Source organism: Pedobacter frigidisoli, assembly GCF_004331675.1.
Classification (GTDB): domain Bacteria; phylum Bacteroidota; class Bacteroidia; order Sphingobacteriales; family Sphingobacteriaceae; genus Pedobacter; species Pedobacter frigidisoli.
This window is the reverse complement of sequence record NZ_SJSN01000002.1, coordinates 178,753-191,309: the sequence shown is the minus strand read 5'-3', so window position 1 is coordinate 191,309 and position 12,557 is coordinate 178,753. Positions and strand designations below refer to the sequence as shown.

The following is a 12,557-nucleotide window of genomic DNA, read 5'->3' as shown; positions in this document are numbered from 1 at the left end:
GGAAATAACTAAGCTCTGAGATATCAAATATAACAGTTGCGGGAAATTACCTACTAGATTAAACCTGTGTCACTATCTTTTTACGCTGATTCTACAAATGAACTAAAAATTACATCATTTTATCTAAATTTTATTCCCCAAACATCTAATTCGTTAAAATATTGAGTTCTATAAAATTTCATCAGTGGAATTATAAATTGAATGAGTGAATTTTATCAAGAAATCAAATTCAACATTTGAGATTTTTAATAGTTATTTTTTTATTTCGAAGTGGAAGTCATATTTTATTATTGGAAAAAAAATAGAACTTTATGCTTCATTTTTTGTTAGCAGCTGAACCATTTATTGATCATGAATAAAAACTACCCATTTTTTATAAAGGCGCCTATAATTTTGCTTGGCCTTGTTATCTCTATTTATATTTTAAGTGTGCTTAGGGATGTACTGGTTCCACTTGCATTCGCATCATTAATCGCGATATTGCTTAATCCACTATCTACTAGGCTCGAGCGCCATTTGCCAAAAATTGTTTCTATTCTACTTTCAATGATTATTGCGATACTTATTGTAGCTGGATTAGCTTACTTTCTTTCTGCACAGATTGCGCATTTCTTTGATAACGTTGAAGCAATGAAGCAAAAACTTTCTGAATTGCTGGTTATTATTCAGCAGTGGCTCGAACAAACATTTGGTATTAGTACCCAAAAACAGGTTCAAATGGTAAATGAGGCCGCTAATAATAGTAAAGCCATAATCGGCCAAACCTTAAGCGGTGCTTTAGGCGTTTTAAGTGTAATATTCCTTATTCCAGTTTATACGTTTCTGATTATGCTGTATAAAACGCTGATCCTTAATTTTCTTTATGAGGTTTTTTCTGAGGAGAACCAAAAAAAGGTTGGTGAAATTTTATCAGAAACCAAGGCCGCTATTCAAAGTTATATTGTTGGATTATTGATCGAAACAGGAATTGTTGCTGTTTTAAATTCTTCGGCCCTATTGATTTTAGGTGTTCAAAATGCAATATTAATTGGGGTTATAGGCGCAATACTTAACCTGCTTCCATACATTGGCGGAATTATTGCTATTGCGCTTCCTGTACTTATGGCCACCTTAACACAGGATGGTTTTACAACTCAGTTATTAATTATCGCAGCTTATGCACTAATTCAATTTATCGACAATAACATTCTTGTACCTAGAATAGTATCCTCAAAAGTTCAGATCAATGCGCTCATATCAATTGTAATCGTGTTACTTGGCGCCGCATTATGGGGCGTACCAGGTATGTTCTTATCTATTCCCTTTATTGCTGTACTTAAAATTGTTTTCGATAGGATTGACGGGCTGAAACCTTGGGGAAAACTCTTAGGAGATAATATCCCAACAGAGCACATGGGCCAGTTGAAACGCTTGCGTAGAAAAAAGCCAGCGCTATCCGAAAAGATATAATCGTTAAATAAATATGTAAAAAACAGAAAAGCCCTGACCATAGTCAGGGCTCATCCTCCCAAAACAGTCAAACTGTTTTTATGCGTTTTTCTTTTCAGTAACTTCCGCTCTGATTTCTTGTGCAAGTACTTTCAAATCTTGCATTGCTTTTCTAACACGTGTGCCAGCTGCTGCATTACCAGCATCGTAAAACTTTGCTGCATCAGCTTCGATACCTGCTACAACCTCTTTCAGTTTTTCAAACTTTTCCATTTTTTCTCTTTTTAATTATTAAAAATTGATTGGTTCTTCTGCTTTTCAAAAGAATACAAGCTGCGAATATAAATTAAATTCCCTATCCCGGTGCAGTAGAAACGTTTTTTAAACTTTTTTTTTATAATGGTTTTAGAATTGTTAGAGGAAAAGTATTCAAATTATAAATGATCATTTTTTATTTATCGTTGGTTTCCCTAATATTAATACAAATGTTCATCAAATGACAACCAACAATTCGCTAAAAATTATCCCAAATAAACCGAATGCCTGCCGATTTGGTTTCGATATCAAATGGCCTGACCAGGTAATAAATATTATCGCCACTGGCAATTATAAAGCTACCTGAAACAGTTAGTACTGTTAAAAGCCAGAGCCCAATTGTGGTAATTTTATGGGGACGGATATTTACCACGTATTTATTAAGGAAGAAAATTAATGCAAAACAGCAAGCGAAATAGAACAGAAAATCGATAATATTTTAAGTTTCATTTTATAAGTATTTAATGTTTTTAGTCACCCACCTATTTATATTTTAGTTAACGTCAACACCTCATTGGTTCTATTTATTTTATAAAAACTGTCGATACTATTTTCGCCAGAATAATCGCTATAAATTCCTTTTAAATGCAGCTTTGAATTAGTAACAGACCATTTTATAGGTTTCATATTTAAGTTTTGAACCGCAGCCATTCCGCAACCAAATTCGCCATAAGTTTCTACATTAATCACACCTGTTTTAGCATTAAATAATATAGTATTGTAACTTGGAAAAATTTCTTGTTTATAAGTTTTATCGAGTTTATTTTTGAAAGTTAAAACGCTATCCTTCCAAGAGGAAACTACTGCCCACTCACCAATTAATTGCTGCTCAATTATTTTATCCTGTTTGTCCATCATAACTTTTACAGGTTTAGCTTTTGGCTTACATGCGCAAAAAACGAAAATTGTGATCAGACATAATGCGATGTACTTTTTCATAATCATCTATCTTATAATTAACCCAGTTTTAATAGCCGCTAAATTCATTTGCTTTTTTGATGATGGCCTTATCAAACAGCTCCTTTTGCGATTGGGTTGCCTTAATTACTTGCAGTTGAAAAGGATAATTTTTTGTTTGGTCGGCGCTTAACCATTTTCCTTTAATTTGACTTCCTGTTATCGCACCCAAAAACACTCCCGAAAAATTAGGGCTTGCCTGTTCTACCAAAACAATATTGCCTTTGTTATTTGCATATCCGTTAAGCAAAATGTATTGTCTTTGGCTATCGTATTTATAGCCACCCAAAATTTTATCGACATGTGTGCCCTCATCCATACCTTGCAAATACAATGTTATTTTCGAATTGTTAATTGTTCCCTTAAACAGTTTCCCTGTTTGTGAAAATGCAGGGATGGCAAAGCATAAAATCAAAATCGTGCATAAAAATTTCATATCTCTTTTTTAAATTCTTTTTCAATAATGGCATTCATTTTTTCCATAACACTATGCCATAAGTTATTATTTCCAGCGTTAGTTACTTTAAACTCGGTAGTATCGGTTTTAATTGTGATTTCAGTATCAGTTCCATCTACTGGCTGTCTGCTTTCACCACTTTGCATTTTAGAGAAGTTAATCAATTCATTAACAGCAATAAAATCTTCCAATTTATAATGACTATTAATTTTCTTGATATTTATATTATTAACAGTATCTACAGCAGAACCAAACTCATAAAATAAACTATCTGATGTAATTTGTAGCGAACGATGATAGCCACGTTCGCCACCCCAAGATGTAATGGAGATATATTGTATTTTTTCCATGGGTTGAGATTGATTTAACTGCGAACATGAAATAAGTAAAATACTGATGAGAAAATATTTTAAGCCATTTAAGGAGCTAAAAAGTAATTTTTCCATAATGATTAATTGCTTTAAAAAGAATATAATTAAAATCCGATAGTAGGTTCGCCTGCATATCTTTCAGTTACCACAAAAGTTTTGCTCGAGCCAGCTTCTTTTAGGCTAACCAACTGATTGCCTTTTTTGGTAATTTGCAGATTTACCGTCTCTTTACCATCATCGCTCACAAGCTTGATGCTGTTGCCGGTTATGGTTACATTTTTATAATCTTTGTAATTTATCTTTAAGGTTTGCGCCAGCTCAACTTCTCCCTTATTTGGCTTTTTGTATTTAAAATCACTTCCTGGATAAACGGTGCTCACCCTCACATTTTACCATAATTGCGAAAGGTGTAGGTTTTTTCGAAAATATCTTTAGTGGTAATGGTTGTGAGGGTATCTGGTAAATTTTTCCAGCTGAAAGAAATTTCATCAGCAAATGGATTTCTGATATCTTGTAACTGCTCTTTCTCCCTTACTATAGCTGGCGGCGGCATGATACTTGGGGGTGGTAAACTTTTTTTCGTTGGTTTCTTTTGGGCAAATGTTGCAAAAGAAATTAAACTTGCGAATATTAAAAAAGTGTATTTCATGGTCTATAGTTTTTAATTGATGTTACCTAAATTACAATTTGAGGCCTGTTAATGTTTACTCCATTTACTTTCCGATAGCTATCGGAACGCTGGGTTTGAGTTATTATTCGTAATATTTATGTCGATTATTGATTGGGGTTTGTAATTATTGGAGCCATCAGTACGCTCGAATTTGGACTACAATTCTCAATTTTTCTTTTATGAAAAGCAAGGTTCTGTGCTTATGGGTTTCAACAGTCCCACCATACATTTCAATCTTTTTGTTAAAGCATTTACAGCTAATGAGTGTAAGTATAACAAAAAGTATTTCCATTTTTGTCGGGTTTAAAAAACCGAATTAGGTGCTTCTTGGTTAGGCAAACTAAAGCGTACATACTAAAATTGCCATCCATTAAAACATATAATCACTATTTTAGTCCGCATACATATAGGTGTTATCCACCCTGTGTTCTGGGTCTATATTTACGCCCTTGTAAAAAACTTCATCTTGATGCAAATCTTTATCTATACTGTACATCACTCCATTTTGGCAAACGTAATAATACCTATCATTGCATTTATAAAGTAAGCCATAGGCCTCTACAGCCAATTTTTTACGAGCGATGATTTTGCCATCGTCATCAATTTTTAGCAATTCGTTACTTTTGCTTACAATTACGCCATCATCACATTGTGCAATAGAAAGCAATCGGCCATTTTCTTTATACATCTCAGTTTTCCAAAGCAGTTTACCATCTTTTTTATTTACAGCAAACAAAGTAGAACCACCAAAATAAACTGCATCATCGGTAATTAACATGTTGTGAGTAATACTTTGAGAAGTTGTATCAGCTTTATATTCCCATAACAAATTGTATTGAGGCGACATAACAGACAATAAATTGTATTGACTAAGCGTAAATATATTGCCACCATCTACAAGCACTTCGTTAGTAACAGGCTCATTATCATCATAATTTACTGCCGATACTTTTTTGCCGTTTCTAATATCAAGCGCAATCATACTGCCATTAAGATTTACGTACACCAAGTTGTTTATTACTACGGGGCTGCAATATATTGTATTCGGATTATGGTAAACCCAATTTACCTTTTTGGTTTTTAGGTTTATCGATTTTATTTCTCCGTGGCTGTTGCCAAAAATAATATTACCCTTTACCACCAACGGATATTGATAAAACAAACGAAAAGCAACCTCATTAAAATCATAATTATATAAATCGACATCAGCAGCAACGGTGTCTTTCAATTCCCAAACTTTGTTGCCATTGGTTTTATCATATTGAATAATAACGCCATCTAAATAGGTTTTGGTTAAGTATTTATCATCAAGCGTGAAAAAATTTAACTCGTCATTTTCTACTTTATCAAAAGCATCGGCATGCCATAATAACTTTTTGTTAGCTATGTTAAAAGCGTAAACATCATTGGCGCTTGTGGTTAAATACAATATGTTCTTGGGTTTTTCATCTTTGTTAGCACAAGAAATTAAAGCTAAACTTAGCAGCAAAAGAAATGCAAATCTTACCATCTGTCTTTATTTAGTTTATAATCGTACGGAATACTTTGACTAAAATCGGCCAAATGCCAAGTATTCGGGTCTGATTGATATTTTACGAAATCATAGATTACACCCAGCGGCGCCTGAATATTGCCCAAGTTTCCTCGCTCCTTATTAAATGCCGAAACCATGGCCGTAACTCTTGCAATTTCTGTGTCTCCATCAGATTTCTGTAAAGGAGCAGCATAACATAAACCAATTTTTATAGTCGCTTTTTCTTGTTTAAGCAGTTTTGCAACTTCGTTTTGGTAATTTCTAACAATGGCTTCCTGAGCTTCTTTATTAATTAACCATCCAATTGATAATCTGTTAACCTAAAGCAAACGTCAAGGCTTTAACATCAGTTTAAATATCGAATGGATACTTAGCTAACAAAGCTTTGCTTAACTCATTGAGTTTCGTTTTGTATTCCACTTTTAGTTCTTCATCAATTTCATTTTCAATATCATAAATTTGGTCTAATTGTCTGTTTAAATCAGCAAATCGCAACCATTTTTCGAAATTTAAATCGAGGTTTAAAAAGTTTTCATCAGCCATTTGCGCCTGATTATGGTCGTAAAAATAAATGTTATCCTCCCTGTCAAAAAGCCAAAGGTCGCCTTGACCGTTTTGTGCAAAAACCCAAAATTTATCGATGTCGGCTTTGGGATAATTTTCTATCCAATAATCTGGGTCAACAAATTCTTTGGTTTCATTAACTGCTGCTACACTATCAAACAAAATACACTCTGATGAAATTTCGGTAGTGCTAATTTGAGTTGTTAAATCAATGTATAATTTGTTGAAAGGAAAAGTTAAGGATTTGGGGAAATTCCTTATTGCTTGTTTATCAGAAAGCAATTCATTTATAATTTCGGAACTAGATTTAATGGTTAGCATAACATTGGTTCTTAAAGGTTAGCATCACGTTTAGAGGTATGTTATTTTATTTTTGCTTCAATTTTAATTCTTTTCTATCTCTTAATTCTTTTAATTCAAATTCAAAGATTTCCCAAAAATTCATATTTGTATCTTCTACTAAATTTTCTTCGTGATTGTATTTTAAAATTTGCTTGTTTTCGCCAACACAATACACATCTGCATCAGTTAAAATTTTTAAAATTGGCACCGCTTTTATCCCAGTATCTGCAAAAAAGTTTTTACCAACAAATTCAAGGTTCATCCAATCCTCACTTTGTTTAAAAGCTGTAAACGTATGGAAACCATATAAAAAACTCCAAAACGGCGCAACATCGTAAAGTTTTGGTCTTCTCCAAATTTCTTCCTTAACTTCTATAAATATCCCTCTGCTGCCTAAAACCTCATCATTTTCACCCAGTAAATGGGCAATATATTCATCTGGAAAATTGATGTCTAATTCTTTTTCTACGTTTTTAATATCTTGAATTGTCGATTTTTGCGGTGCCATTGGCGAAACTTTATAATCTCCATCAAGATATTTTGTCATCAATGCTATTGTTCTGTCTTCCATATTATCATTTCTAGTTGGATAAATTTATTTAGCAGTTTAATACCAAAGGTCTTACGCTGTATACCAAAACACGTTGTTTGCTTTTTGCTCGGCAGCTTCAGTTGTCAAAATAAAAATGAGTTCAAAATGAACCATCTCCGCTTCATAATCTAGGTTTTTAGGGTTAAACATTTGCCTCACAGTAACGTTGTACAAACCATTTGATAAGTCAATTTTAAGATGAGCATTATATTTTGACGGAAGAACTTCATCTTCAAATTGTGCAGCCATGGTTAAATCATTATAAGAAACCAGATATAAACTGCCATTTGTTACGCTAATAGGAAAGCTAAAATTACTAAATTCTTTATTTGATGATGGCTGGTTTAAAACATCAATTTTCCATTCGTTGCCACCATCTTCATTGCTTGCCCAAACAATTATATTGTGGTCATTCATTTGGTTCACAAAATGATTGAGCAACTGGTCAAATTGCCAATCATCATCTACAAAGCCTTGATATTTGTTTGTATTTACAACGGATATAAAACCGTCTTCATCCGAAAATTCAAAAGTCATAAGTGAATTGATTTAAATGTTTAATGGGTTATTCGCAAAGCTTTGTAGTTACTCTGAGCAATAATTAAAAATAAGATTTCCTGATGTAATTTATTAAACCAATTACAATCCGTTGGGCTTGAATTATTATTCGTTAAAAAAGATGACCGTTGTTTTAGCCAGCTATTAAACTTCTTCAATCGTATCAAGCAACCAATTAAAAACATTTAAATGTCTTACCCCACTTCTACTTTGGGTAAACCCATCTGTAGTGAGTAGAAATTTTGGATAGTTATCATTGATTTTTTCTAATGCTCCCAACTCACGTTCTACTGTCTTTTCGTTTGCCATTTGCCAAGTAACTTGATAATATTCGATATCGCCTGTTTTGGTTTTGCAAACAAAGTCCACTTCGCTGTTTCTACTCGTGCCTGTCCATATTTTATTACCTCTCCTAAGCAATTCTAAGTATACAATATTTTCTAAAATATGTCCTCTGTCGGTGGTGCGTTCTTTGCCAGCAAAAATGTTCATCAAACCCATATCCACCAAATAATACTTTTCTTGTGTTGCTAGTTGCTTTCTCCCTTTCAAATCGAAGCGGTTAACTTTGTAAAACACGAAACTAGCTGTCAGATATTCCAAATATCTTTCAACAGTGGCGTGATGGATAGTTTGTCCATCTTGTTTCAAAGTGTTTGAAATGTTATTTGGAGATAGTGCATTCCCCACGTTAGATGCTATAAATTTTACGATATTTCCAAATGCTCTCTTGTCGTTTATCTGATGGCGTTGTGTAATATCTTTTTCAATGATGGTTGCATAAATGGCTTCTAAATACTCATAAATTTTATCATATCCACCCTCACGTAACTCAACCCCTTTTGGTAATGAGGTTTCATTTACGTAGTCGAAAAATAAAAGCTCGTAATTTAAATATTTGTTACTTGTATCAATTCTTCTTGCTACTAAATATTCATTGAAAGAAAAGGGTAAAATAGAAATTTCGACGTATCGACCGCTTAATAATGTAGCCAATTCACTGCTCAACAAAAAAGCGTTTGACCCTGTAATGTAAACATCCACATTTTTAGTGGCGAAAAGTCCATCTACTAATTTTTCAAAAAGTGGAATATTTTGAACCTCATCTAAGAAAATATAGTTCAGTTTATCAACTTGCAGTTTTTTTTTAATATCAAAGTAAATATCGTCCCAATTTTTGCCTACAAAATTTTCGGGCAATTCAAAATTGTAGAATTGAATTTGTCGTTTTCCTACTCCAAGCTTTAGTAAAACTTCACGATACAATTCTAGCAAAGTAGATTTACCAGACCTGCGCAAGCCACTAACAACTTTTATTAAGTCTTTATCTTTATAAGAGAGTAGTTTGCTAACATACTCCTTTCGCTCCGTGAAGTTTTCCATTAGATAAAGATAGATAATAAATTATCGAAACTTGATAAAATTGCAAGTTTCGATAATTTGAAACTCCCATAATTTATTAACAACCTCATAAATCGGGCATTCTATAATTTTCGATATCGATGTAGTTCGCAAATATTTAATGCAAAACTATAGCAAGTTTTGGTTTTTATTATCAATTAAGATTTCCTGAAGAAATTTATTAAACCAATTACAATCCGTTGAGGTTGAGTTATTATTCGTTGAAAGCCTCTGTCTTATTAAAAGAAATAGCTTTTTTTTGTTCGCTCCTATTCGCGGCAGCGGAGGATGTTGAGCCAATGTCGAAAACCCATCAAAAATTAGCCTAGTTTTAAATTATTACAACCTTTTAAACTCGACTATTCCCATTCAGTTTTATATAGCACACACATTTGTAAGCTCTCAAAGTTTGATAATAAAGCCAGTTAGTGGATTTCTGCCCTCAATTGAAGTGCCCTCCCTTTTTTTAAGCAGTTGCCCATTTAAATGCCAAAATGGAGAGTTTGCATCGATAAGCTTTAGCTTGTTCATGTTGGTTTTTAAACCTAAAGCCAAAATTTGTGGTGTGAGGTCATTAAAATCTCCTTGTCTCCTGATAGAATAAAAATGGTTAACATCTGCCAAATAATCTTCATTTTATAGTTCGTTACAAGCATAATAAACTGTTGTCGCAGGGTTTAAACCGGGTACAATCTCAACTTTATATTTTGGCGATGAAGCATCATCAATACTAATTACAAAAACGTTTTTATCGCTTTTTACATAAAACCCACTACTATAACTTTTAATATTAGTGATGTTTGGGGGCAGCTCATTTAAACGATTTTGGTAACTTGTTTTCCGTAGGCGTTTAAATAGTTCCATTTGCCGTTAATTAAAAATAGCCTGCCATTAATTTGTTTCTGATTGGCATTTGCATTTAAAATTTTAAAATAAGTAACAGATTGTTTATCGTACTGTTCTAATTTTGGGAGGATGTAAAAACCGTTTTTATCGCTAAACATCAAAGTTCTTTCATCTTCGCCCAAGGCTTTATAAGTTGAAACATCAATATAATTTAGCAGCACATTTTGCTGTTTAACATAGCTGAAACCATTTTGGTCTTTCTGGGTAAATTGATAGTAAACTCCATCATTCTTTTTCAAGATTTTAAATGTTGAGCTGGTTCCATTTTCATAACATTCGCTAGCCTTAACAGTTGTTGAAAACGACAGTAGCAACATCAATCCACAGAAATATTCAAGATCTAATTTCTTCATTTTCAGTTAGTTAATAGAAGCTGGAGCAAGGTCAATTGGCGGATTATTGTACGCATCTCGGGTTAAACTAATGCGATTTCCGTTTTCTAATTTTAACTCAAAATCAAAAGAGCCAAGCCAAAATCTAAAGTAGTTTTCAGTATTTTTTGGGGTGTCAGCATAATTAATTATCAATTCTGCTTCTTTATATCCAGGTTTGGTTTTAGGCTTTTTTGGTGGATTATTTATGCTCAAATAAACCCCTTTGTAGCCACTGCCCATATTGTGCGAGTATAATTTATAATTACCCGTTAAAATTTGCTTTTTTTGAGGTGGCCCAAAGGTTAGTTTAAAATTAGTATCATCCAAAAACTCAATTTTAACATCGGAAGTTTTATCTTCTGCAAGCGAGATGATGTACTTGCTTTTATCTTCATATTTATTTTTAATATCAACCTTTTTTGTGTCTAGATACCAACTTGTATTTTGGAAAGGATAACTTGAATTGTAATCAAACTTATTTTCGGGCTTTTTATTTGTTGCTTGCTTTGCCACATTTACCTCATCGCGTTGCGTAAAACCAATTAAATTGTATTTTCTGTTATCAAATAAAACTCCTCTCTTTACTTCAATTTTATAATAATGTTCTTTATCGGTTTTTTCAAATTTATCAACACCAGTTTTATCCAAGCCCCTGTTTGCGGTACGATTAATAAAACGTTCCAAATTGTTGTTTTTGAGATAATAATCTACCCGAACCTCTAGAAATTTATCGGTATTTTTTGAAGTGACTTGTATTAATTCTGACAAATCTTTTTTAGCATAAGTGCTATCGTTTAACCACAAGAAGCCTTTTTTATTAACGTAAAAATCGTTTATTTTAATTTCATTATTTTTATCGGTATAAACAATAGAACGCAAATTTCCAGGATAGAAATCTTGTGCATAAAGTTTGCTGATAAATCCAGAAACTAAGAAAACTGCCCAAATAAATATTTTTGTTTTCATAAAATTGCGATGTTTTATATAAACATACAATTTCGCTTAACAACAATTTACACCAATTACAATTCGCTGGGTTTGGGTTACAATTCGTTAAAAAACCTCAACCTAACCTCACCTTGTTAAGGATGGTAGTCAGGCATTTTTTATACTATTCCTCTACTGAAAGAGAGTGATTTGGTAAGTAGGTTAAACCTATAGGTTTGAGGTACAGTCTTTTTTCCTTCCGCCACGGCGGAGGATGCATTGTGCAAGCCAAAACCACAGACTTTCAAAGGGTGAGGTTCTTATTGGTTTCGCCATCTACTTCCTCATAATTTTCTGGCTCATAAGTAACCCTTGCAAAATTCTTCATTATCAGCTCTGTTGCAACGATTTTACCGCCCTCAAACTTGAGTAGTTTATCTCTCCAAATTTCATTCTTGCGATAAAACTGTCCGTTTATTTTTAAAAACTGATGTTCTTTTTCTATTACGTGATAAGCATAATCCAATTCGGTATCTATTCGCAATTCGCCCTCCAAACACTTATCGGTAAACCATAAATTGATTTGGAAATTATGCTCGGTGTTGTTTATAAACTGATAATCGATATAATTGTAAAAAACAGTTGCACCACTGCCGAAAGGCAAAACTCTGCCATCATCGGGGAAAGGGTCGAAAGAATGGTGGCGGCGTTCGGTAACCGTTAACGGACTGTGAATAACCAACCAATGGATAAGGTTAGAAATTTGGCAAATTCCGCCACCAATGCCTGCTTTTGCTTCGCCGAATGATAGCTCCATTCCCAATAGATAACCTTTCTTTTTGGTAGGCAAACCCACCAATTTACAATAAGAAAATGTTTCGCCAGGTTTAATAATGATACCATTAATTTTCGCTGCAGCAATTTTAAGATTTGTAACTTTGTTCAATTGCAGCTGCTCGTTATTTTCGCCAAGCTTTTTCAGTAAAACTGATTGGTGTTTTTTAATTCTGAATTCTAGTTTAGCATCAGTTTTGGATTTTGCATATTTTTTACCATCAAAAACCCATTCCAATTGGCGTTTTAATCGCCTTGCCCAAACAGCCAAAAAATATAAAAACGGGTGCCGCTGACTAAGTAATTTTCTTTGTTTCAATTGGGTAA

At 33.2% G+C, this 12,557-nt stretch carries 17 protein-coding genes; 1 reads left to right on the top strand and 16 read right to left on the bottom strand.

Annotation, left to right across the window (positions count from 1 at the left end; all coding sequences use genetic code 11):
- Positions 1-351: 351 nt before the first annotated feature.
- Positions 352-1,449 carry an AI-2E family transporter gene (locus EZ449_RS03640; protein WP_131556602.1) on the top strand — a complete coding sequence of 366 codons (1,098 nt, stop codon included), beginning with the start codon at positions 352-354 and terminating at the stop codon, positions 1,447-1,449.
- Between the two features lie 78 nt (positions 1,450-1,527).
- Here EZ449_RS03640 and EZ449_RS03635 read toward each other — a convergent pair whose 3' ends face one another.
- From EZ449_RS03635 to EZ449_RS03565, 16 genes are all read right to left on the bottom strand, one after another.
- Entirely contained in the window at positions 1,528-1,701 is a 174-nt protein-coding gene (locus tag EZ449_RS03635; RefSeq protein ID WP_131556601.1) for a histone H1, read from the bottom strand.
- Between the two features lie 528 nt (positions 1,702-2,229).
- Positions 2,230-2,682: a hypothetical protein gene (locus EZ449_RS03630; RefSeq protein WP_131556600.1), complete on the bottom strand. Its 453-nt coding sequence runs from the start codon at positions 2,680-2,682 to the stop codon at positions 2,230-2,232.
- A gap of 28 nt (positions 2,683-2,710) precedes the next feature.
- Positions 2,711-3,136 (bottom strand): hypothetical protein, encoded by a 426-nt coding sequence (locus tag EZ449_RS03625; RefSeq protein ID WP_131556599.1) that lies wholly within the window; start codon positions 3,134-3,136, stop codon positions 2,711-2,713.
- Positions 3,133-3,603, bottom strand: coding sequence for a hypothetical protein (locus tag EZ449_RS03620; RefSeq protein ID WP_165499687.1), 471 nt, complete (start codon positions 3,601-3,603; stop codon positions 3,133-3,135). The genes EZ449_RS03625 and EZ449_RS03620 overlap by 4 nt, the downstream gene beginning before the upstream one ends.
- A 29-nt stretch (positions 3,604-3,632) precedes the next feature.
- Positions 3,633-3,914: a hypothetical protein gene (locus tag EZ449_RS03615; protein WP_131556597.1), complete on the bottom strand. Its 282-nt coding sequence runs from the start codon at positions 3,912-3,914 to the stop codon at positions 3,633-3,635.
- On the bottom strand, positions 3,911-4,177 hold the full coding sequence (locus EZ449_RS03610) for a hypothetical protein (protein ID WP_131556596.1): 267 nt from the start codon (positions 4,175-4,177) through the stop codon (positions 3,911-3,913). The genes EZ449_RS03615 and EZ449_RS03610 overlap by 4 nt, the downstream gene beginning before the upstream one ends.
- A gap of 412 nt (positions 4,178-4,589) precedes the next feature.
- Positions 4,590-5,708: an outer membrane protein assembly factor BamB family protein gene (locus EZ449_RS03605; protein WP_131556595.1), complete on the bottom strand. Its 1,119-nt coding sequence runs from the start codon at positions 5,706-5,708 to the stop codon at positions 4,590-4,592.
- Positions 5,702-5,869 (bottom strand): hypothetical protein, encoded by a 168-nt coding sequence (locus tag EZ449_RS22570; RefSeq protein WP_165499686.1) that lies wholly within the window; start codon positions 5,867-5,869, stop codon positions 5,702-5,704. Before EZ449_RS22570 ends, EZ449_RS03605 begins: the two co-directional genes overlap by 7 nt.
- Positions 5,870-6,083: 214 nt before the next feature.
- Positions 6,084-6,617: an SMI1/KNR4 family protein gene (locus EZ449_RS03600; protein WP_131556594.1), complete on the bottom strand. Its 534-nt coding sequence runs from the start codon at positions 6,615-6,617 to the stop codon at positions 6,084-6,086.
- 46 nt (positions 6,618-6,663) lie between these two features.
- Complete coding sequence (locus EZ449_RS03595; RefSeq protein WP_131556593.1) at positions 6,664-7,209, bottom strand: hypothetical protein; 546 nt, start codon at positions 7,207-7,209, stop codon at positions 6,664-6,666.
- A 51-nt stretch (positions 7,210-7,260) separates the two neighbouring features.
- Positions 7,261-7,767 carry a hypothetical protein gene (locus EZ449_RS03590; protein WP_131556592.1) on the bottom strand — a complete coding sequence of 169 codons (507 nt, stop codon included), beginning with the start codon at positions 7,765-7,767 and terminating at the stop codon, positions 7,261-7,263.
- A 165-nt stretch (positions 7,768-7,932) separates the two neighbouring features.
- Positions 7,933-9,171 carry an ATP-binding protein gene (locus tag EZ449_RS03585; RefSeq protein ID WP_131556591.1) on the bottom strand — a complete coding sequence of 413 codons (1,239 nt, stop codon included), beginning with the start codon at positions 9,169-9,171 and terminating at the stop codon, positions 7,933-7,935.
- A 420-nt stretch (positions 9,172-9,591) separates the two neighbouring features.
- Positions 9,592-9,813, bottom strand: coding sequence for a hypothetical protein (locus EZ449_RS03580; protein ID WP_131556590.1), 222 nt, complete (start codon positions 9,811-9,813; stop codon positions 9,592-9,594).
- Between the two features lie 191 nt (positions 9,814-10,004).
- A complete protein-coding gene (locus tag EZ449_RS03575; protein ID WP_131556589.1) occupies positions 10,005-10,448 on the bottom strand; it encodes a hypothetical protein in 444 nt (147 codons plus the stop codon).
- A gap of 6 nt (positions 10,449-10,454) precedes the next feature.
- Complete coding sequence (locus EZ449_RS03570; RefSeq protein WP_131556588.1) at positions 10,455-11,435, bottom strand: hypothetical protein; 981 nt, start codon at positions 11,433-11,435, stop codon at positions 10,455-10,457.
- A 265-nt stretch (positions 11,436-11,700) separates the two neighbouring features.
- Positions 11,701-12,549, bottom strand: coding sequence for a VanW family protein (locus EZ449_RS03565; RefSeq protein ID WP_225872216.1), 849 nt, complete (start codon positions 12,547-12,549; stop codon positions 11,701-11,703).
- Positions 12,550-12,557 lie beyond the last annotated feature (8 nt).

What these genes read in the sequence shown, in the direction of transcription:
- EZ449_RS03575 (WP_131556589.1), bottom strand. Translation starts at nt 10,448, where the DNA reads ATGAAGAAATTAGATCTTGAATATTTCTGTGGATTGATGTTGCTACTG.
- EZ449_RS03585 (WP_131556591.1), bottom strand. Translation starts at nt 9,171, where the DNA reads ATGGAAAACTTCACGGAGCGAAAGGAGTATGTTAGCAAACTACTCTCT.
- EZ449_RS22570 (WP_165499686.1), bottom strand. Translation starts at nt 5,869, where the DNA reads ATGGTTTCGGCATTTAATAAGGAGCGAGGAAACTTGGGCAATATTCAG.
- EZ449_RS03620 (WP_165499687.1), bottom strand. Translation starts at nt 3,603, where the DNA reads ATGGAAAAATTACTTTTTAGCTCCTTAAATGGCTTAAAATATTTTCTC.
- EZ449_RS03570 (WP_131556588.1), bottom strand. Translation starts at nt 11,435, where the DNA reads ATGAAAACAAAAATATTTATTTGGGCAGTTTTCTTAGTTTCTGGATTT.
- EZ449_RS03625 (WP_131556599.1), bottom strand. Translation starts at nt 3,136, where the DNA reads ATGAAATTTTTATGCACGATTTTGATTTTATGCTTTGCCATCCCTGCA.
- EZ449_RS03610 (WP_131556596.1), bottom strand. Translation starts at nt 4,177, where the DNA reads ATGAAATACACTTTTTTAATATTCGCAAGTTTAATTTCTTTTGCAACA.
- EZ449_RS03640 (WP_131556602.1), top strand. Translation starts at nt 352, where the DNA reads ATGAATAAAAACTACCCATTTTTTATAAAGGCGCCTATAATTTTGCTT.
- EZ449_RS03605 (WP_131556595.1), bottom strand. Translation starts at nt 5,708, where the DNA reads ATGGTAAGATTTGCATTTCTTTTGCTGCTAAGTTTAGCTTTAATTTCT.
- EZ449_RS03590 (WP_131556592.1), bottom strand. Translation starts at nt 7,767, where the DNA reads ATGACTTTTGAATTTTCGGATGAAGACGGTTTTATATCCGTTGTAAAT.
- EZ449_RS03630 (WP_131556600.1), bottom strand. Translation starts at nt 2,682, where the DNA reads ATGAAAAAGTACATCGCATTATGTCTGATCACAATTTTCGTTTTTTGC.
- EZ449_RS03635 (WP_131556601.1), bottom strand. Translation starts at nt 1,701, where the DNA reads ATGGAAAAGTTTGAAAAACTGAAAGAGGTTGTAGCAGGTATCGAAGCT.
- EZ449_RS03600 (WP_131556594.1), bottom strand. Translation starts at nt 6,617, where the DNA reads ATGCTAACCATTAAATCTAGTTCCGAAATTATAAATGAATTGCTTTCT.
- EZ449_RS03595 (WP_131556593.1), bottom strand. Translation starts at nt 7,209, where the DNA reads ATGGAAGACAGAACAATAGCATTGATGACAAAATATCTTGATGGAGAT.